Source organism: Dyadobacter sandarakinus, from assembly GCF_016894445.1.
Lineage (GTDB): Bacteria > Bacteroidota > Bacteroidia > Cytophagales > Spirosomataceae > Dyadobacter > Dyadobacter sandarakinus.
The window spans coordinates 1,264,174-1,284,592 of record NZ_CP056775.1 but is presented as its reverse complement, the minus strand read 5'-3'; the positions used below and the strand labels follow the sequence as shown (position 1 = coordinate 1,284,592).

The window sequence follows — 20,419 nt, the reverse complement described above, 5'->3', positions numbered from 1 at the left end:
AACCTGACTGTATCTCCGTACAAGGCCGCGTCCGGCAGAGGTCTACACTTCCAGGCAGCGCGGGTACTTTCATGGATGTAGTTGGTAAAACAATGAATATAACGCCCGCCCCTGAATTGTAGCATGGCATCGCAAACACGCACTTACGAGAAGAAGAAGCTCCTCGGACAAATTTATACACCCCCTTTCATTGTTGAGAAAATTTTGAGGGATGCCGGATTTTACGATCATTACCGGTCCGGTTTCCGCGTGCTCGACCCAGCCTGCGGCGACGGGCGATTTCTGGTGCCGGTTGCCCGCCATATTATTGATTGTTCATCGTCCGAGACACTTTTGCAAAACCTGGAAGGTTTGCATGGCTGGGACATTGATGCCGACGCGATTGAGGCTTGCCGCAAAAATCTGGATGCACTGGTCGCGCCACTCGGGATTACCGTAAAGTGGAACCTGCAAAAGCGGGACGCCCTTAAACGGGTTCGATCGCGCGAGCGCTTTGACCTGATTACCGGCAATCCGCCTTACATCCGCATCCAGCATTTACCCGAAGCCCAGCGCAAATACATTCAGCAGCATTATAAATTTTGCAGGTCGGGCTCAACCGACGCCTACATTGCCTTCTTCGAGCTGAGTGCCAAGCTGCTCAGCGACAATGGTGTATGCGCACTGATCACACCCAATTCCTATTTCCGGTCCGAGACGGGCAAGCCGCTGCGTGCCTTTTTTTATGAGCGGCAAAATCTTTTACAGCTTACAGACTATGGCACATTCTCTGTATTCGGGAATGCAGCGACCTACTCGGCGGTCACCATTTTTTCAAAATACAGGTCACCGCATTTCCGGTTTGAGCAGTGCGTAGACAGTGCGTTTAATTGTATAAGCCGGCTGGCCTCTCCCGATGAACTTCCGGAATCGGGCAACTGGCATTTTTCCGTGGTGGCTCAAACCAGGGAGACAGGCGTACGATTGGGAGACATTTGCCGGATCTCGGTGGGCCTTGTCACGCTTGCTGATGCGCATTTTATTTTCAGGATTATTCATGAAAAAGAGGCGCTGGTGTATGCTGAGAGTAAGGATGGAGCCACTGTGTACCTCGAAAAAACGATGTTGCGGCCTGTCATCAAAGGGTCCAAGTTAAAAAGTGCACAGGATTCCGTCGTCGAGTACATCCTTTTTCCATACCGGAAAGATGAATCGGGCAAGCACCGGATCATTCCGGAACCGGTCATGCAGCAGGAGTTTCCGCATACGTATGCCTACCTCCTTAAAGTAAAACCCGACCTCAATCGTCGTGATAATGGAAAGCCCAACCCGGCAGCCTGGTATGCATTCGGCAGAGCGCAGGGACTCGATCAGACATTTGGAAAAAAGATCATCTTTTCACCCATTAACCGGCAACCCAATTTTGTGCTCTACGAGAACCCGGACGTAACAGTTTATTCGGGATATTTCATTAAATATGACGGCAATTATGAAGCTTTGCTCGCACATCTTAATTCCGACAAAATGGCTGATTTTATTGCAGTTGCAGGCAAGGATTTTCAGGGCGGGTATAAAGGTTACAACAAAAAAATCATAGAGAACTTCATGCTGCCCGTCAACCCGGGATAGCTCACCACCCCCTGCCGCCCAATACCCCGATTCATGAATCTTCACAAGACAAACAACTATGTCTGAACAAACCACCAAACAAACCTTTTCCGGCTATGAGAAATTCATCATAGCCGTGCTCGCTTTTCTTCAGTTTACCGTCGTGCTCGACTTCATGGTCCTGTCGCCCCTGGGGTACCTGCTGCTTGAAAAACTGTCCATTACAACCAGGCAGTTCGGGATCGTCGTTTCGGCTTATGCATTCAGCGCCGGTGCCGCCGGACTCCTTACCGCCGGCTTCGCTGACAAGTTTGACCGTAAAAAAATGCTACTCTTCTTTTACACGGGCTTCATTGTGGGTACCCTGTTTTGCGGACTCGCCCCTACCTATCACCTGCTGCTGTTCGCGAGGATTTTCACAGGATTGTTTGGCGGTGTGATCGGGTCAATCAGCTTCGCGATCATCACTGACCTTTTCCCGATCCAGGTTCGCGGCCGCGTAATGGGATTTGTGCAAATGGCCTTTGCCAGCAGCCAGGTACTCGGCATTCCCATCGGGCTTTACCTGGCCAAGCAGCTCGACTGGCATGCTCCGTTCCTGATGATCGTCGGGCTGAGTGTGGTCGTATGGTTTTTGGTAGTTGGTAAAATGAAGCCCATCACCGGTCACCTGCAGATCCGCTCGAAGCACAATGCATTCACGCATCTTGGCAAAACCCTGAGCCGGCCCGAGTACCTGCAGGGTTTCGCGGCTACTACCCTGCTCGCGACCGGAGGCTTTATGCTGATGCCTTTCGGCACAGCCTACGGGGTAGCCAACCTGGGCATTCTCGAAGATCAGCTTCCTACCTTATATATGGTGACCGGAATTTGCATGCTCGTATTCAGCCCGATGATCGGCAAGCTGAGTGACAAGGTCGGCAAGTACAAAGTGTTTGTGCTCGGTTCCGTAATCGCAGCCATCATGACGATCATTTATTGCAATCTTGGCATTACCCCACTCTGGATTATCATTGTGCTCAACGTATTTCTTTTCGTAGGAATCACTGCCCGCATGATCTCGGCATCCGCCCTGATGACCGCCGTGCCCGAGCCCCAGGACCGGGGTGCGTTCATGGGTATCAATGCGTCGGTGCAGCAGATTGCCGGTGGCATTGCTTCCCTGATTGCCGGCCTGATCGTGTCCGTCGGCAGTACGGGACATATAGAAAACTACCCGATGCTCGGGAATGTAGTAGTACTCGCAATTGCTGTGACCCTCATTTTGATGTACCGTATTCACCGGTATGCTACCCTAAAAACCGAGCAGACGGCGGCAGTGGTACCTGCTGCGGACGGGACGGTTTAAGAAAACAAGTTGGATATGCATGTAACAGGAAGCAGATAAATCTGCTTCCTGTTTTTGTTTTCAGGTAAGTACCTCATTTGCAGGAGTAAAAGATGATCTAGCAAAAAAAATTCTTTTAGTACTAACTATTCTTTTAAAAAGTTTTATACATTTACAACAACAAAAACTTTTCATGCATTCTATTTGAAGTATTAGTGGTAAAAATATTTTCTGTTTATTTACATGTCAGACAGGAGATAAATGTGCAGCTTTTTATACTATTAATACTTTTAAATGAAGATCATCAGTATTGTTAACAACAAGGGTGGCGTTGGTAAAACAACTTCTGCCCAAAGCATTGCTGCCGGCCTCAGCAAATTTGCCAATGCCCGGGTGCTGGTTATAGACCTCGACGCACAGGCTAGCCTGACCAAAAGTTTTGGCATTACCCACGCAGGGTTAAAAAAAGACAGCGGCTCGTTTATCACGGGCGAGTACGAGTTTGACGAGATTGTCAAGAAGGTCGGGAGTATTGATGTGCTGCCGGGCTCGGCTGAAATGATCCACCGGGAAGACACCATCAAGTCGGCACCCGTGTTTCCGTTTAACCTGAAAATAGCGCTGGAAAAAGTGAAGGACCGCTATGACTTTGTGATCATCGACTGTCCTCCCGCCCTGTACGGCAACACCCGGCTTGCACTTGTTTCGTGCCACCAGTATTATGTACCCTTGCAGGCGGAATTCCTGAGCTACGAAGGTTTGCGCAACTTTCTGGTGTACTCGGCGGAGATTAAGAAGATCAGTCCGAATACAAATCTGGGCGGTGTATTTGCGACCCGGTACAACCCGAAGATCCGTAAAAAGATCAGCCACGAACTGATCAGCGCTACCCGGGAGCAACTTGGTGAGGTGTTTATGGAATCGTACATTCGCGACAACATTGCATTGTCAGAGGCACAGGCCAATGGTACGACCATATTTGATTACGCTCCGCACAGCAACGGAGCCGAAGACTATTACAAGCTGACCAAGGAAATATTAGAACGAATCAATAATTGATGAAGATGGCTAAGGAAAGGAAATTTGAATTTGCGCCGCTCCCGCTCGTTACCGACATCCAGGAAGAAGAACAAAGTACCGCCAAGGAGAGTGTACCCGAGGGTGCCCCGACCAAGGTGACCTTTGATTGTGATTATGTGCTGATGGAAAACATGAAAGATTACGGCTACTGGGAGGGTTTGACGCAAAAGGATATCATTCTCGAATCGCTGCGCCTCTATTTCGAGGATAAGGAAATCCGCCCCCGTCCCGACAAAATCCGGAACCGTACCAAAGTCGGCCGCAAGCCAAAATCGGCGGCCGAGTAAATGCTACCCTGGTGGATTGCATTTACCTGGCTGCGCCGGATCATGCCCTACTCCGCTGCGACGGCACCGGTTACCTCACGCCCATTGTTACTGAACCGGTACAGGTAAATGCCTGCCGTGCCGGGAACGGGCAGATCAATGTACCCGTCAAATGCTTTTGAAGCTACCTGGCGCCCGGCGCGGTCGTACAAGGTTACCTGCGAGGAACCCGGCAGGCGGGTTTCGAAATGAATGTAATCCCTGGCAGGATTAGGAAAAATCTTTACCAGCCCGGCAGCTTCTGCCGGGTTTGATAATACCAGCTTTTCCAGTTTCCACTCGGCTGTCCGGGTACGTGCAGCCACTGCTCCCGCCGCCCGGCTCATGGTGGTCGAATCGTAGACGGTCGCGGTAAGCGTTGCTGCGGACCCACTCAATGCACCCGGACCCAGGGTCAGCTCACCCTGGTTGGTGGCAAGCAGCGTACCATTCAGCCTCCACTCTACTTTTAATGTATTGGGTTCCGGACGTACCAGGTTCAGGCTGAAAGTACGGTCGTCGCCGGTCAGTGTCACTGTAGATGAGACAGCCGGTGTCACACCTTCCAGCGGGTTCACGATTTCGAGTATACGCTCCGTAGTCGCCTCCCGGCATACCTGGCAGAAAGGCTGACTCAGCAGCTCCATCAGGCAATTGGAAGTAGTCGGCTTGTACCACTTCTCAGCCCCTCCCGAATCTCCATGCCGGAAGATGCCGATGGGATCGGTATCGAGCCAGGGTTTCCACTTGATTGTTGCCGGATTATTGTCGACGGTCATATTGGGCGCTTCCCAGCCGTAAATGGCACCGGCCCAGTATTCGTCATTCACATGACTGAATGTATGGGCAATCTCATGCACACCGATCGTATTGGCCTGTGCGTGCAGCGTGTGCACTGCCACCGCTCCACCTGAGCCGCCATAATATTCTGTATTTACCAATACCACCGCCAGGTCGTAGGAAGCCAGGTTATAAGCCAGCACATCATACACTTTCGATATGTTAACCGTCACCAGCCTGTGAATGGTACTGCCAAAAGTCGCCTCATAGTAAGTGTCCTTTTTCCCGACCGGCTGGTCAGCATAGGCGTCCGGCGCATCACCCGGATTGGTGACGCCGCTTTCGCGGGAGGGTGTGGCTATGGCAAAAAAGTTGAAATAGTTTTTATAATGATTATAAGGCTCATACCCCAGAAAAAACTCAGAAAACCGGCGTGCCTCTTCCCTGAATCGCGGGAGCTCGGCATTGGTAAAACCATCGCCCAGGATCACTACATTGATCCTGTTGTCAAGCCGGCCGGATTTGTAAATTGTATCTACATCAAACTTTTGGCCCAATGCGGCGATTGCCGGCAAAAGCATGATCAGAAAAGTAAATGTTTTTCTCATCGTTTAAAGTCTAGGGTATTGATCAGTACTCGTCCCTTTTCAGGCCCTTCACTGTAAAGGTCGACCCGCGTCAGGTATGGGTCGTCCTGCAGCCGGATCGTGAGCGAACCTTCATGCACAGCCAGGCGGCTCCGGGAAAGAACGCCGGTAGTGTCTGACACCTCCACCGACTGAAACAACGGATGCTCATACCGCATTTCCTGCTCGGGGTGGCTGGTACTGTAACGCGGGATGGCCACGATCCGGTAGGGACTTTCCGCCGCCGCCAGCATTGCTTTCACACGGCCGGAGCCGGCAACTGACCTGACGAGCTCAGCGGTTTCATCTCCTGCACTGTTTTTCCTGATTTTAAATTCAAGAAAAAGAACATGGTCTCCTGCACTGGGGTTGTAATTAGGCACATTCTTCATTGAAAGACTACCCTGAGACGGCCTGCAGCCGAGAGGCAGCAGGCACATCACCGATAGCAGCAAGACGTAAACTTTGGACAATACCTGCATTTAAAAATGATCCTAAACCGATGCTTTAATAAATTCCCGGAGGGTTACTTTGGTATAAATGGTATCAACACCCTCCGCGGCAGCTCTCCCGTCAATCACGGCATCGGTCATTTCTATAAAGTTGCGGATGGCGTCCGGCGTAAACCCGATCTGTGCCAGGCTGCTGCTCCAAAGCTCCCGCGGAATCCTGCTGGGTACCACCTCCGTGTTCAAAGCGTCCGAAAAAGCCTCTGCTACATCCAGGGATGTGTACAAGCCCGGTCCGAGTACTTCCACGGTTTTTGTTCTTGGTTTTTCAACGTCCAGCAACATTTCATTCACGATGCATGTGGCTACTTCCAGCGGGGCAACCATGGGTATGGCAAGGTCAAGCGGAAAATAGGTCGGCAGGATGCCACTTTCTTTAATAACCGGCAAAAAAGCCAGCCAGTTGCTGAAAAAATAGGCCGGGCGGATAAAGGTCTTGTGCACGCGCATGCCATCAAAGGCATGTTCGAGCAGGTTGGACATCAGCAGATTGCCGGTACCATGGTCATGCTGCGCACCAATGGAGGAAAGTCCTACGAGCCGGTCAATGCCAGCTCCCTCCCACGCATGCCGGTAGTTTTCCAGGATCACCGACGTTTCTCCAAGCACATCCAGCTCCTGGCCCGTTTCGGGTGTCAGTACAAAGAGCGAAGTGCCACCCTGAAATGCCTTTTGCAGCGAGGGCAGGTCCCGGGCATCGGCGACTGCAACTTCGGCTCCCATGGCGAGCAGGTTCATGACCTTTTCTTCACTGCGGACAATGGCCCGCACGGGAACGTTCTTATCGATCAGTTTTTTGACAACAGCCGAGCCGACCTGTCCGGAAGCACCGAGTACAATATGCATGTTTTCGTGATTTGGTTAGTGCTTTGTCAAGGCAAATTTCTATGCCAGAATACCTTTGACCAACTGTCCGTGAACATCCGTCAACCTGAACCTGCGGCCCTGGTACTTGTACGTAAGCCTTTCATGATCCACGCCCATGAGGTGCATAAGGGTAGCCTGGAAGTCATGGACATGTACCGGATCTTTGACAATATTGTAACTGAAATCATCTGTTTCACCGAACGTAATGCCGGGCTTCACGCCAGCGCCGGCCATCCACATGGTAAAGCAGCGCGGATGATGGTCGCGACCGTAGTCCGTGGCCGTCAGCTTTCCCTGCGAGTAAACCGTGCGGCCAAACTCGCCGCCCCAGATCACCAGCGTGTCGTCCAGCAATCCCCGTCTTTTCAGGTCTACGATCAATGCAGCTGTTGCCTGATCTGTCTTTTTGCATTGCTCAGCGATACCTTTGGGAAGCCCGCCGTGGTTGTCCCATCCCTGATGATAGAGCTGAACAAATTTTACATCCTTTTCGAGCAGCTTACGCGCCAGGAGGCAGTTTGCTGCATAGGTACCCGAATCGCGGCTGTCGGGACCATACAGGTCAAAAACTTCGTCAGGCTCGTTGCGGATGTCCATCACCTCCGGCACCGAGGTCTGCATGCGATAGGCCATTTCATATTGTGCAATGCGCGCATCTACCTCCGGGTCTCCATAGGTTTCATTCTGCAGATGGTTGAGGCGTGTAAGATAGTCGAGCATTTGTTTGCGGTCCTGCCCGTCGTACCCTTCCGGATTATTCAGGAACAACACAGGGTCCTTTCCCGAGCGGAACTGTACACCCTGGTGCTCGGATGGTAAAAACCCGTTTCCCCAAAGCCGTGCATACAGAGGCTGGTCCTTCGACCCGTTTTTGGAGACAAGCACAATGAAAGCAGGCAGGTTCTTATTGTCCGAACCCAGACCATAGCTCACCCACGATCCGATGGACGGGCGACCAGGAAGCTGGTTGCCGGTCTGAAAAAAAGTAATGGCCGGATCGTGGTTGATGGCCTCGGAATAAATTGATTTTACAATACAAAGTTCATCCACCACTTTGGCCGTATAAGGCAGCAGCTCGCTCACCCAGGTACCATTTTTTCCATGTTGATTAAAATGGTAAACCGACGGCACGACGGGCAGGTCACTCTGATTGGCACTCATTCCTGTAAGCCGCTGACCCTTCCTGACGGAGTCGGGCAGGTTCTGTCCGGCCAGCTTCACCAGTGCGGGCTTGTAATCGAATGTTTCAAATTGGGAAGGTCCCCCGCTCATAAAAAGGTACACGACCCGCTTGGCTTTGGGCGCTATGTGGGGAAGTGCGCCAAGTATATCCTCCTCCAGCGTTTTGCCCGGAGCCCCGGCACCCATTGTGGCCCTGGCTCCGGAAAGCTTGTCGGCCCCGAGCAGTGATCCCATGGCCAGCGCACCCAGCCCGAGTGAAGTTCGCGTAAGGAACCGCCGGCGATCCATCTGGCGGTGAAGCCGGTCAAAATCCGGGTGATTGATCCTGAACTCGTCATCGTGATGTTGTGACATGGTTATCTGCGGGTTAGGGCTGCGTCGGAGTTAAGAATGGTACTGGCTACTACGGCATTGGCCGCTATCGCAGCTTTGTCAAGGTGCTTGTCAACCTGGTACTGGCCTTCTTTCAGCCAGCCGGCGGTTTTCGCGGGATTTTTCCTGAACTTTTCCAGCTCGGCATGTTGCATGGCGAGCAGCAGCTTCAACGCTGCGGGAGCCGGACGCGTGCCTGTGAGTTTTCGGTAAGCTGCTGTGATGGCGGCCGGCCCGCTGCCCATGCGCGTCATCTGCTCTCCCATAACTTTCATAGCTTCGTTAAAAGTAGGATCGTTCAGGGTTACCAAAGCTTGCAGCGGCGTGTTGGTTTTCTGTCTTCTCACTACACAAAAGCTCCGGGACGTTGCGTCAAATGTGCCCAGCGTAGGATTCGGGACAGACCTTTTGACCAGCACATACAGGCTCCGGCGGTATACCGAGCGGCCGGTATCCGCCTGGTAAGTTGTATTGTTGATCTCCCAGAGTCCGTCGGGCTGGTAAGGCTTTACACTTTTTCCCCCAATACGCATGTCAAGCAATCCGCTCGCCATCAATGCATTGTCGCGAAGCATCTCAGCGGTAAGCCGGCCGGAAGGGCCGCGTGCGAGCAGGCGGTTTTCAGGATCTTTTTCACGCTGCGTCCTGTTGGCCCGGGTTTGCTGCCGGTAAGCAGCCGACATAACGATCATTTTGTTCAATGCCTTCACATTCCAGCCCGACTCCCTGAATGTGACCGCAAGCCAGTCGAGCAGCTCGGGGTGCGAAGGCAGTTCGCCCTGGTTCCCGAAGTCCTCGGTTGTTTTTACAATGCCGGTACCAAAGAAGTTCTGCCAGAAGCGGTTCACCGCGACACGGGCTGTGAGCGGATGATCTTTGCCGGTAAGCCACAAGGCGAGTCCGTACCGGTTTTTAGGCAAATGCGCCGGAAAAGGCGCGATGGCAGCCGGTGTGGCAGGATACACCCGTTCACCCGGTGCATCATAGCTGCCGCGCAGCAGTAAAAAAGCGGGTTTGGGCCTGGACATCTCCTGCATGACCATGAGCTCTTCCAGGTTTTCTGCCGAGTCTGCCAGCATGGTACGCGTTGCTCTCAGGCGCGTGCGCATCTCCCGGGCCACCGGTGAAACCGCCGACCAGTAATATTCCTGTAACATTTGCTGGTCCACATGGCCGGGTGCGAGGATATTCTCCCAGCTTTCCTTTCCTGCGAGAACCCGTACTTCGAGTGGTGAAAGTGACCGGTTATATACCGCCAGATCGTCCACGCGCCCGCCTTTAAAGCCCTTGCCGCGCCACCACCCTCCTACCTGCAAACCCGGCTGCTTGTCCATTTTGAACAAAATATCTTTGGTAAGCTGGTCCATCGTCGTTTCAAGCGGCATTTCCGACCCATCCACAAACAGCCGCATACCGGCTGCCCGGGAGGAGCCGTCGTAAGTCATGGTGAGGTGAATCCACCGGTTGCGGGGAATGCCGCGCGCAGACAAGCGGGTAATCGCATTGGACGGCGCGGTATGCGCCATGTTGAGTTCGAGGCGATCTTTTTTCAGGTACAGGTGAAAACCCCGGAAGTTGTAAAGCCGCTCAGCCAGACTTTTATGAAAAATCACCCCCTCATCGAGTTCTGCGGGGATCCAGGTACGGATGCCGATTGTAAAAGTTTCTGATTTACGGAAAACACCCACCTTATCCAGGTCGAGGAACACGTCCCCGTTCATGGCCAGCGCTTTGCCTGCATCGTGTTGGATAAGCTCAGGCTGGTCGCCGGTTTGCCCCGACTCCCGCTTCATAATTCCGTTTTGGCGCGGATTGACACTGTTTCGGAGGGTACCTGAATCGAAGTTGTACAGGGCTACCAGACCTGTGGCAGGTAGCTTTTGTTTGGTCAATGCGTGATAAGCCTCCGAGTTTTTCCATTTTTCAAAGTCTTTCTGAGCACTTTGCGCTGCCGAGGTGAGGGCGACCTGCTGCTCGCTTTCCAGGGTACGGATATGTTTCAGCATGCGCTCCTGCTGTGGTGTCGGCAGCAGCAAGGTGGGTGTGGGCAGGGCATCGTCCCAGGAGATCTGTCCTGCTTCTTTTACATTGTTAAAAAAACTGAAAAGCTGATAGTAGTTCTTCTGTGAAATGGGATCATACTTATGGTCGTGGCACTTGGCACAGCCCACCGACAGGCCCAGCATTGCATCCCCGAACGTATTGGTACGATCCACCACGTACTCGGTCTGAAACTCTTCTTCAATGATCCCGCCTTCCACATTTTGCTGGTGATTGCGGTTGAATGCCGTCGCAATGCGCATGTCCCGGGTGGGCGCGGGCATCAGGTCGCCTGCCAGCTGCCAGTGGATAAACCTGTCGTACCGCATATTCCGGTTAAATGCATTAATTACCCAATCGCGGTAGGGGGACATGTCGCGGAGCCGGTCCACCGTATAACCATGCGAATCCGCAAACCTCGCCAGATCGAGCCAGTCCACTGCCATTTTCTCCCCATAATGCGGTGAGGCGAGCAGTCGGTCCACTTGTTTTTCGTAGGCTTTTTCGGATTGATCTTTCAGGAAATTGTCGGTCTCAGCCATCGTAGGAGGCAGTCCCGTAAGATCCAGCGAGAGCCGCCGCAGCAATGTTTCGCGGTCGGCCTCAGGGGAAGGCACCATCTTTTCCTGATCCAGTTTTGCCAATACAAAATAGTCGATGGCATTCCGCGGCCACCTTTCATTCTGTACCTGCGGAATTTTCTTTTTCTCCGGTTTTACAAATGCCCAATGCGGCTTGTACTCGGCCCCTTCTTCAATCCACCTGATCAGGACCGCCTTTTCTTTGGGCGTAAGGCTCAGGTGCGAATCGGGAGTAGGCATCACGTAATCGGGGTCGTCCGAGATAATGCGTCGGAAAACCTCGCTGTTCCGCAGCTTTCCGGGATCAATCGCCACCTTGCCCGAATGCTCGGGAAGGTTGGCGTAGGCAGCCTCGCGTACATCGAGGCGCAATCCCGCTTTTTGTTTGGCCTTATCAGGACCATGGCAGGCGAAGCATTTATCCGACAGTACCGGCTTTACGTGCAGATTGTAATCGAGTGTTTCGGGCAGCTCATCCATCGCCAGCGCTACATCGTCCGGAAGCGAGGGACCGCAGCTAAAAAGTGAAAGGCAGAAAAAGCTCAACAACAGCCAGCGCATGGAATATTCGGTCAGGTAATACCGGAAAGAGTACTTGATATCAGGAAAATACTAAGAATTCACGCCAAAGTTGAACGAAGTGCCAAGATTTCACAGATAAAAAAAGATCCGCAGCCGCCGGAGCAGCTGCGGATCACGGGCCGGTAAACAAGAAAAACTCAGCTGAGTTCCTGCAATGCACCCACAAACTGCTTCATTTCGTCCATTGTACCAATGCTCACCCGGCACCACGGCTTGTTAAGGATATCGTAAGCTTTCACCCCGATCCCTTTCGCACTCATTTTGCCAAGCAGCTCCTTACCGGGCATGTTGATCGGGAAAATGACAAAGTTGGTATAGGAAGGAATGTATTGATAGCCCATTTTATCCAGATTGGAACACAGGTATTGCCTCGCTTCCGTATTCTGCTTGCGGGTCATATCCTGAAATGCATGGTCGTCCATACTGGCCGAAGCCGCAAAGATCGACGTGTAGGCAATGCCCATTCCGCCGCGCGTTATCTTCTGAATTTTTTCAAGTGTAGCCGGCAATGCGGCCATGTATCCCACGCGTATACCTGCCATGCCCATGATTTTCGAGAATGTCCGCGCCACCATCACATTTTTGCCCTGTGCTACCAGCGACACCATGCTCTGCGTATCCGCACCTTCGGCCAGTTCGAGGTAGGCCTCGTCCACAAACACAGGTACCTTCTCGGACACGCGCGAGCAGAAATCGAGGAGCTCCTTGCCGGATGTAATGGCGCCGGTCGGGTTATTGGGGTTGCAGATGTACACCAGCTTCGTATCCTTGTCGATGGCTGCTTCCATGGCTTTGAGGTCGTGCGACCAATCGGATTTGCAGGGTATGGCCTTCCAGGTAGCACCTACAGACTTGGCCACATTAACCAGCGACATGTAGCAGGGATCTGCTGAAACCACGTTGCCGCCATCCTTGAAGAGCACCAGGGCCGTTTTTTCAAGCAGGTCGGAGGAGCCGGGCCCCATCATGATGTTCTCGGCGGTCACACCTTCTTTCTTAGCAATTTTATCAACCAGGTCGTACATTTCCTGCCAGGCATAGCGGTTCCCTCTTTTGGCAGATTCTGCGATGGCATCCTGAGCAGATTTGGGCGGACCGTAGGGGTTTTCATTGGAGCTCAGCTTGGTGACAATCTTGGGTTTGGGTGCATTGTTTTCCAAAAAATGTTCACGTACCATCGGGCTGCGGAAGATTCGCATTTCGGGATCGAGCGAGAGGGGCGCGTCGTTAAATGCACCATCATTGTAATGCATGGCTGCGGCTTTGCCAAGCTGCGGCAGTGCTGCCAGGCTGCCAAGCGTAAGCAGGCCCGTCTTCAATGCGCTGCGGCGGTTCACTGGTTGATTCATGCTGTTTTTAGTTAAAATGAGTAATAGAGTGAAATCGGATACAATATAGTTAAATCATGTACCCGAAATGATCTATATTCTACATTTATACTGAAATACAAATTAAAATTTTAACTTAATATCTACCGGCAGTTGAAAATTTTATAAAAATAGAAAAGGATAAAATAGAACAACTAATACTTTCACATAAAAAACAAAGAAAACTACACCCACGCCCGGGTTCAACCTGGGGAAGATCAGGAGTCTGAAAGTTGTTTGTTCCTGCGTGAGCCGTGCATTGAAAGCGGCTTTAAAGCTCCATGATAATGCGTATTTTTCCTGTATTTAATTACATTTGCATCAACCAAGAAACATATCCGGCATTTGGGGCGACTTATATCTTTTGTACTTCTGGGACTTTTGCTATACAACATGATGGGCTACCCCGTGGCTTTTCTGCTGGAGGAAAAGTCTTTTTCTGCTGTCAGGAGCGCGGAGTACATTGAGAGAAGCAGTTTTTCAAAGGATATAGTAGTGAAAGTGCCCGTTTCCCTGCCCTATCAAAACAGCTGGGATGCCCCTGAGCCATCCGAAGGCGCCATGCGGCACAAGCAGGATTATTACCAGATCCGTAGCCAGCAGCTTGTCAATGATACCCTGTATGTGTACTGTGAGTACGACCAGAATGCCCGGGACCGCTACATTTCACTGGCATCGCACATCAGTGAGCAAGCCGCTGATACCCATCGGAAACTTCCCTCACATCTGCTGAAAAACTTCCTGAAAGAATTCATGTCGGGCAGTCGCAGACTTGTATTCCTGATCCTTGAATTTCCGGAGAAAACGGCCACTCCCGCCGACCGGTACAGCTCTTGCTTTTCTTCAGTTTACAGCGACATTCCTGCTCCCCCACCCGACGCCGCCTGAGTTCCCGCACTTCTAACTTCAACCTATTCCGGCGCACGCTGTTGCCGGCGTATGCTGCAATACTTCTATTTACTCAGGCCAATTTCTCTTATCTGATATGAAAAAGCATCTGTTTACGCTTATAATTCTGGGGTTCATTTCTTTCCAAAAAAGCTATGCACAAGGCTGTGTCGCCATCCGCAGTACCGGCAATGCCTGTATGCTCGCGCATGCCGACAGTACGCAGCACAAGCAATGGGTACTCACCACGAGTGCGCGTTATTTCAAATCTTTCCGGCACTTTTCGGGCACGCATGAGAACGAGGAGCGCCTGGCGCAGCACACGGAGGTGATCAACCATACTGCTTCCCTGGACTTCAATCTCACCCGCATCCTGAACGATCGCTGGTCTATCATGATCGACCTGCCTGTTATTTCCAATGCGCGCTCGTCGCTGTATGAGCACGGGCTGATCAATGGAACCAACAAGTTTAACGAGCGCCACAGCACGCATTCATTCGGCGTGGGCGACCTGCGGATCGCGGCTTACCACTGGCTCTTTGATCCGCGGAAAAGCATGCGCGGGAACATTCAGCTGGGGTTGGGTATCAAGCTCCCGACCGGCGATTACGATTACCAGGATTACTGGTACAATGTAGGCCCGGATGGCGGCAAGGAGCTCCGTACGGTAGACCAGTCGATCCAGCTGGGAGATGGCGGTACCGGCTTTACGGTTGAGGCAAACACTTATTACAACCTGACCCACAACTTTGGGGTATATGGCAACTTTTACTACCTCGTCAATCCCCGTGAACAAAACGGCGTGCGTACTTACCGCGAAACGCTTACGCCACGACTGGCCAATGAGGCGATCATGAGTGTGCCCGATCAGTATATGGCACGCGGAGGGTTCAGCTATGCGGTGAACAGCGTAACGCGCGGACTGAGCGTGGCCGTGGGCGCAAGGCTGGAAGGGATCCCTGTGCACGATATCGTAGGTGGCAGCGGCGACTTTCGCCGGCCCGGGTATGTGTGGAGCATTGAGCCCGGCATCAACTACTCGGGACAGAAATTCAGCTTTTTCGTGAGTGTACCGGTCGCACTTTCCCGCAACCGTACGCAAAGCGTGACTGACAAGGAAAATTCAGTAAAATACAACACGTTTGTGCGGGGCGACGCCGCTTTCGCTGATTACTCGGTGAATGCAGGGGTGTCTTTCAAATTTTGATAAAACATACTGCATTGTGCTGTAACAATGCTGCATATCGAGCTATAAACAGAAAAGAGCCGGGCGCATGCGTCCGGCTCTTTCTGTTTATAGGTATTTTTATCCCAATACCAGCTCTCCCAGGGCTTCTTTGGTAAAACCTTTCAGCTCTGAGGTACGCTCCTCGCGGATTTTCTGTACCCAGTATGGATCAGCTAGCAAAGGACGTCCTACCGCTACGAGGTCGAAATCGCCCCGGTCCATGCGGCGGATGAGCTCGTCGAGGGAGCTTGGCTCGGAACTTTCGCCCCGGAATGCTGCCATAAATTCACCCGTCAAACCTACGGAACCTACGGTAATCGTAGCTTTTCCGCTCACCTTCTTGGCCCAACCCGCAAAATTGAGGTCGGAACCTTCAAACTCGGGCTCCCAGAACCGGCGCTGTGAGCAGTGGAAAATGTCCACGCCGGCATCAGCAAGAGGCGTGAGCCAGGCTTCCAGTTCCTGCGGATTGCCTGCCAGCTTGTTCTGGTAGTTGGAGGGCTTGAATTGCGATAACCGGATAATGATCGGAAAATCCTCTCCTACCTGCTTCCGCACTTCCCGGATCACCTCGGTAGCAAACCGCGTGCGTTCCGGGAGCGTTTTTCCGCCAAAAATATCGGTACGCTTGTTGGTCACATCCCAGAAAAACTGGTCGATCAGGTAGCCGTGAGCGCCGTGGAGTTCAAGGGTATCAAAGCCCAGGCGCTTTGCATCGGCGGCCGCCTTGCCGAACGCGGCAATGGTATCGGCAATATCCTTATCGGTCATGGTATTGCCATTCACAAAATCCTGGCGGTTGAGACCTGACGGACCTTCAAAAGGCACAGGCGGAACCCAGCCGGAATGATGGTTATCCATGATCCCCATATGCCAGATCTGCGGCGCCATCGCACCGCCCGATTGATGTACCGCATTGATCACACGCTGCCAGCCGGCCAGTGCCCGCTCGCCGTGAAAGTGCGGAATATCAGGATCATTGGACGAAGAAGGCCGGTCGATGACGGTACCTTCCGAAAGGATCAATCCCACTTCGCCTTCGGCCCGGCGCTGGTAATACGCTGCCACCACATCGGTGGGTATTCCATTGGGAGAAAATGAGCGTGTCATGGGGGCCATGACGATCCGGTTTTTGATATTAAGTGATTTCAGGCTGAACGGCCTGAACAAAGAGTCTGACTGCATGACAAAAGCTAAAATTAAATTTCTGATTCGATAAGCTGGCTTAATGCCTGAAACGCCGCTTCATTGCGCTGGTAGTAGGTCCACTGACCTACCCGGGTGGCTTTCACCAGTCCCGCCCGCTGCAAGACCGACAGGTATTCGGAAATCGTGGATTGGGTGAGCCCGGCACGCTGCTGGATCTGGCCCACGCACACGCCGTGCTCGTAGCCGAAATCCTTTTGCCCCGGAAAGCTGGCTTCCGGCTCTCTGAGCCAGTTGAGAATGTCCAGCCTGGTTTTATTTGAAAGCGCTTTAAATATTTCCAGATGATCCATGATCCATATATCGACTATTCCCGATATGCCTGTTAACTGATGTGCCCCTTATTTGGTTCGTACCCGCATTGTTTTTTTTAGAACCTTGTACTCCTCCTGCGGCAAGTGCCTGACCGTTTACTCACTTTAACAGCATTTAAATACCACTGAATAAATACTTCTCGTTGGTCGGTTTTAAAACCCTGCTCATTGCTATGCGTCATCCATGCTACAAAATTTTCTTTCTTCTTCTTTATTGTACAACAACACTTGCTCAGCAAAGCATTACGATCAGCGGTTTTGTCAGGGAAAGGGGCAGCCGCGAGCTGCTGCCGGGCGTAAATGTTTATATTCCTAATTCGGCCTACGGGGTAGCTACCAATCATTATGGTTTTTATTCCCTGAGTATCCCGGCAAAGGATTCGGTTATGGTTTCCTATTCTTTTGTAGGATACGAAACCCGGCACCTTCGCCTGAAAGCGGATGTCAGCCGGCAGGTGGATGTGGAACTTGCTGCTGCCAATGTACTGAATGAAGTGATCGTCTCCGAGAAGCGCCAGAACGAAAAAGCAAGTGAGTCGGCGCGGATGAGTACCATCGAAATTCCTGTTTCTCAGATCAAAAAACTACCCGCTTTTTTTGGTGAAAAAGACGTGATCCGTGTATTGCAGCTGATGCCCGGCGTACAAAAGGGCAGCGAAGGACAAACCGGCCTGTACGTGCGCGGAGGGGGACCCGACCAAAACCTGATCATCCTTGACGATGCCGTCGTGTATAATGCCAGCCATCTATTCGGTTTCTTTTCGGTTTTCAATGGGGATGCGCTCAAAAGCGTTGAGCTGGTCAAAGGCGGTTTTCCTGCACGGTATGGCGGCAGGCTGTCGTCAGTCGTAGAAATGAACATGAAAGAAGGCAGTAAGGAAAAGCTGCACGGCGAGGGCGGCATCGGACTGATTTCCTCCCGCCTCACCCTGGAAGGCCCTTTAATGAACAAAAAGGCGTCTTTTCTGGTGTCGGCCCGCCGGACTTACATCGACTTTCTTGCCAAGCCTGTCATTGCGCAGCAGCAGACCGGCAACGACAGCAAGACAAAACCGGGCTACTATTTTTACGATCTGAATGCCAAGCTGAACTACGATCTTGATGCACGCAACAAGCTTTACATCAGCGGATACTTCGGGCGCGACCGCTTTCACGTCTCCGAGAAAACGCTGGGTTCTGAAAGTTCTTCCGGACTGAACTGGGGCAATGCTACCGCCACGCTCCGCTGGAACCACCTGATCAACCCCAAGCTGTTTGTTAACACATCGCTCATTTACAGCCGGTTCGTTTTTAACATTTACGCCAGTGACAAAGACAAACGTTCAGACGGCACGACAGAAGAGTACAACCTCAGCTACAACAGTCTGATCCGTGATTACAGCCTCAAAACCGACTTTGACTACTATCCCCACGCGCAACATGCGGTTAAGTTTGGCCTGGTGGCCACAGCCCACCGGTTTGTTCCCTCGGCTCTGACGCTGGCAGGCGCATTTCCGGGTGATGTAGCCCTGCAAGCCAAGCCCATCCATACGGTTGAAACGGGGATTTATGCCGAAGACACCTGGCAGCCATTTCCCAGGATGAAAATTAATGCAGGCATGCGCCTCAGCACCTTTCAGACGAAATCCAGGACTTACTTCCGGCCGGAGCCACGCATATCTGCATCCTGGAAAGCGGGCGAAGACCTTGCTGTGAAAGCGTCATACGCCCAAATGAACCAGTACGTGCACCTGCTCAGCAATACAGGATTGGGCCTTCCCACGGACCTTTGGGTACCTACCACAGACAGCATTCCACCCCAGCAATCGCAGCAGCTGGCATTGGGACTTGCCAGAGACCTGGAAAAGCCCGGGCTCACCTTTACGCTCGAAGGCTACTACAAACGCATGAACAACATCATCAGCTACAAGGAAGGCTCGTCTTTTATCCGCCTCAACGGGCAGAATGCCAATGAGCTGAACTGGGAGTCAAATGTAACTTCCGGCAAAGGCTGGTCGTACGGATTGGAAATGATGGTGCAGAAGAAAACCGGCAAACTGTCGGGCTGGGTGGGCTATACCCTTTCGCGTACCCAATGGAAATTCGATGAACTGAACTTCGGACGTACCTTCCATCCACGCTACGACCGGCGCCACGACGTGTCGGTGGTAGGAATCTACGAGCTGAGCAAGCGCATTACGCTGTCGGCAACATGGGTGTATGGGACAGGAAATGCACTGACAATACCCGCCGGTACCTTCACAAGCATCAAAGACGCGCGCTTTGAAAACATTGAAAATGGATCTTACAGCAAGAATATTTACGATTACAGCGAGAAAAACAGCTTCCGCGCCGAAGCTTATCACCGGCTTGACCTGGCCGTACAATTTCACAAGAAGAAAAAGCGGCACGAGCGTACCTGGGAGTTTGGGTTGTACAATGCCTACAACCGTCGTAATCCGTTTTTTTACAGATTAAACACCCGGTATAAAAAAGATGGGGGCATGCCTTACAACACCCTGGTTCGCTACTCGCTTTTTCCTGTCCTTCCCTCATTCAGCTACAATTTCAAATTCTGAACCCGCATGACAATCCGGAAAATATTTTCGCAATTCTTCAGTTATGGGCTGCCTGGATTATCCGCATGCCTGTTACTGGCCTCCTGCACCGGCTTTATCACCGAGCTGGACGAAAGTGATATCCCGCTTCCCGACTCCAAAATTGCAGTGGAAGCACTGATTTCTCCCCAGGATACCATCATTGAAGTAGTGGTGACGCGCACCCGTACGATCCTGAGTGATATCTCTGATTTTCAGCCCATTTACCTTAACGATGCCGAAGTAATCCTCTCTGATGATAGCCGTCAGGTGGTCTTACCCTTTAATAATCGCAACAGAAGTTACGTGCTCAGCAGCGACGCATTCAGCATACAGGCAGGAAAGCGGTACCGGCTCCTGGTGCGGCAGGGAGGCCAGCAGGTGGATGCAACCTGCACGGTACCCGCAAGTGTGGTGAACGTTGCCGCCTACAACATCGACAGCAGCAGTGCCAGCGGTTTTGGACAGGTAAGTGTGCGAATGACGCTGAACGATATTCCCAATGAAACAAACTATTACCTGTTCAGGGCAAGCCTGATGATGGACGCGAATTCCCTGGAATACCTGAGCGGAATGGTAGGCCCGCAGCTGGTTCGCAGTGAGAACATGATCCGGGTATATTTTCCAAATGACAAAACTTTGTACAGCGATGCCAACCTGGACGGCCGGCCGATCACCTCGGCGGTGGGCTACTGCAATATGCTTACCCAGTATAGCTACAACTACACCGACGGAGAGGGCCGGACGAGATTGTTTAAATCAGATCCCGAGCTGAAAAAAATCACCATGACGGTGGTGAACGTTGACGAACATTATTACAAGTTCCAGCGCTCACTCGAAAACAATGATAACAGCAACCCTTTTATCGAACCTTCCCTTTTGTACTCCAATATAAACGGTGGCGTCGGGTACTTCGCGGCGTGCACGCTAGGCCGCACCATGTTGAAGCCATAGGCGTACAATCGGTGACTATTTTCAGCAAAAAGGCAGCTGAACGGGCGG

16 protein-coding genes are annotated in these 20,419 nt (G+C 52.1%); 8 read left to right on the top strand and 8 right to left on the bottom strand.

Annotation, left to right across the window (positions count from 1 at the left end; translation table 11 throughout):
• Nucleotides 1–123 precede the first annotated feature (123 nt).
• The 4 genes from HWI92_RS05180 (at nucleotide 124) to HWI92_RS05165 (ending at nucleotide 4,281) form a co-directional block, all read left to right on the top strand.
• Nucleotides 124–1,608, top strand: a complete 1,485-nt coding sequence (locus tag HWI92_RS05180; RefSeq protein WP_204661304.1) for an HsdM family class I SAM-dependent methyltransferase — start codon at nucleotides 124–126, stop codon at nucleotides 1,606–1,608.
• Nucleotides 1,609–1,666: 58 nt separating this feature from the next.
• Nucleotides 1,667–2,935: an MFS transporter gene (locus tag HWI92_RS05175; protein ID WP_204661302.1), complete on the top strand. Its 1,269-nt coding sequence runs from the start codon at nucleotides 1,667–1,669 to the stop codon at nucleotides 2,933–2,935.
• A gap of 273 nt (nucleotides 2,936–3,208) precedes the next feature.
• Nucleotides 3,209–3,973 carry a ParA family protein gene (locus HWI92_RS05170; RefSeq protein ID WP_204661300.1) on the top strand — a complete coding sequence of 255 codons (765 nt, stop codon included), beginning with the start codon at nucleotides 3,209–3,211 and terminating at the stop codon, nucleotides 3,971–3,973.
• Between the two features lie 5 nt (nucleotides 3,974–3,978).
• Entirely contained in the window at nucleotides 3,979–4,281 is a 303-nt protein-coding gene (locus tag HWI92_RS05165) for a hypothetical protein (RefSeq protein ID WP_204661298.1), read from the top strand.
• 47 nt (nucleotides 4,282–4,328) lie between these two features.
• Here HWI92_RS05165 and HWI92_RS05160 read toward each other — a convergent pair whose 3' ends face one another.
• The 6 genes from HWI92_RS05160 to HWI92_RS05135 form a co-directional block, all read right to left on the bottom strand.
• Nucleotides 4,329–5,687: a M64 family metallopeptidase gene (locus HWI92_RS05160; RefSeq protein ID WP_204661296.1), complete on the bottom strand. Its 1,359-nt coding sequence runs from the start codon at nucleotides 5,685–5,687 to the stop codon at nucleotides 4,329–4,331.
• Entirely contained in the window at nucleotides 5,684–6,178 is a 495-nt protein-coding gene (locus HWI92_RS05155; protein ID WP_204661294.1) for a hypothetical protein, read from the bottom strand. The genes HWI92_RS05160 and HWI92_RS05155 overlap by 4 nt, the downstream gene beginning before the upstream one ends.
• A gap of 21 nt (nucleotides 6,179–6,199) precedes the next feature.
• Nucleotides 6,200–7,060, bottom strand: a complete 861-nt coding sequence (locus HWI92_RS05150) for an NmrA family NAD(P)-binding protein (RefSeq protein ID WP_204661292.1) — start codon at nucleotides 7,058–7,060, stop codon at nucleotides 6,200–6,202.
• A gap of 39 nt (nucleotides 7,061–7,099) precedes the next feature.
• Nucleotides 7,100–8,617: a DUF1501 domain-containing protein gene (locus tag HWI92_RS05145; protein WP_204661290.1), complete on the bottom strand. Its 1,518-nt coding sequence runs from the start codon at nucleotides 8,615–8,617 to the stop codon at nucleotides 7,100–7,102.
• Nucleotides 8,618–8,619: 2 nt separating this feature from the next.
• Complete coding sequence (locus HWI92_RS05140; protein ID WP_204661288.1) at nucleotides 8,620–11,817, bottom strand: DUF1553 domain-containing protein; 3,198 nt, start codon at nucleotides 11,815–11,817, stop codon at nucleotides 8,620–8,622.
• Nucleotides 11,818–11,975: 158 nt separating this feature from the next.
• Nucleotides 11,976–13,187, bottom strand: coding sequence for a pyridoxal phosphate-dependent aminotransferase (locus HWI92_RS05135; protein WP_204661286.1), 1,212 nt, complete (start codon nucleotides 13,185–13,187; stop codon nucleotides 11,976–11,978).
• 411 nt (nucleotides 13,188–13,598) lie between these two features.
• Between HWI92_RS05135 and HWI92_RS05130 the strand changes: the two genes are divergently transcribed.
• Both HWI92_RS05130 and HWI92_RS05125 read left to right on the top strand, forming a co-directional pair.
• Nucleotides 13,599–14,093, top strand: coding sequence for a hypothetical protein (locus tag HWI92_RS05130; protein WP_204661284.1), 495 nt, complete (start codon nucleotides 13,599–13,601; stop codon nucleotides 14,091–14,093).
• Nucleotides 14,094–14,190: 97 nt separating this feature from the next.
• Complete coding sequence (locus HWI92_RS05125; protein ID WP_229248921.1) at nucleotides 14,191–15,300, top strand: transporter; 1,110 nt, start codon at nucleotides 14,191–14,193, stop codon at nucleotides 15,298–15,300.
• 99 nt (nucleotides 15,301–15,399) lie between these two features.
• Here HWI92_RS05125 and HWI92_RS05120 read toward each other — a convergent pair whose 3' ends face one another.
• Entirely contained in the window at nucleotides 15,400–16,506 is a 1,107-nt protein-coding gene (locus tag HWI92_RS05120) for an NADH:flavin oxidoreductase (RefSeq protein ID WP_204661282.1), read from the bottom strand.
• Nucleotides 16,507–16,520: 14 nt separating this feature from the next.
• A complete protein-coding gene (locus tag HWI92_RS05115; RefSeq protein WP_204661280.1) occupies nucleotides 16,521–16,820 on the bottom strand; it encodes an ArsR/SmtB family transcription factor in 300 nt (99 codons plus the stop codon).
• A 194-nt stretch (nucleotides 16,821–17,014) separates the two neighbouring features.
• Between HWI92_RS05115 and HWI92_RS05110 the strand changes: the two genes are divergently transcribed.
• Both HWI92_RS05110 and HWI92_RS05105 read left to right on the top strand, forming a co-directional pair.
• Complete coding sequence (locus HWI92_RS05110) at nucleotides 17,015–19,399, top strand: TonB-dependent receptor (RefSeq protein WP_204661277.1); 2,385 nt, start codon at nucleotides 17,015–17,017, stop codon at nucleotides 19,397–19,399.
• A 6-nt stretch (nucleotides 19,400–19,405) separates the two neighbouring features.
• Nucleotides 19,406–20,371 carry a DUF4249 domain-containing protein gene (locus HWI92_RS05105; RefSeq protein ID WP_204661275.1) on the top strand — a complete coding sequence of 322 codons (966 nt, stop codon included), beginning with the start codon at nucleotides 19,406–19,408 and terminating at the stop codon, nucleotides 20,369–20,371.
• The last annotated feature ends 48 nt before the right edge of the window (nucleotides 20,372–20,419 follow it).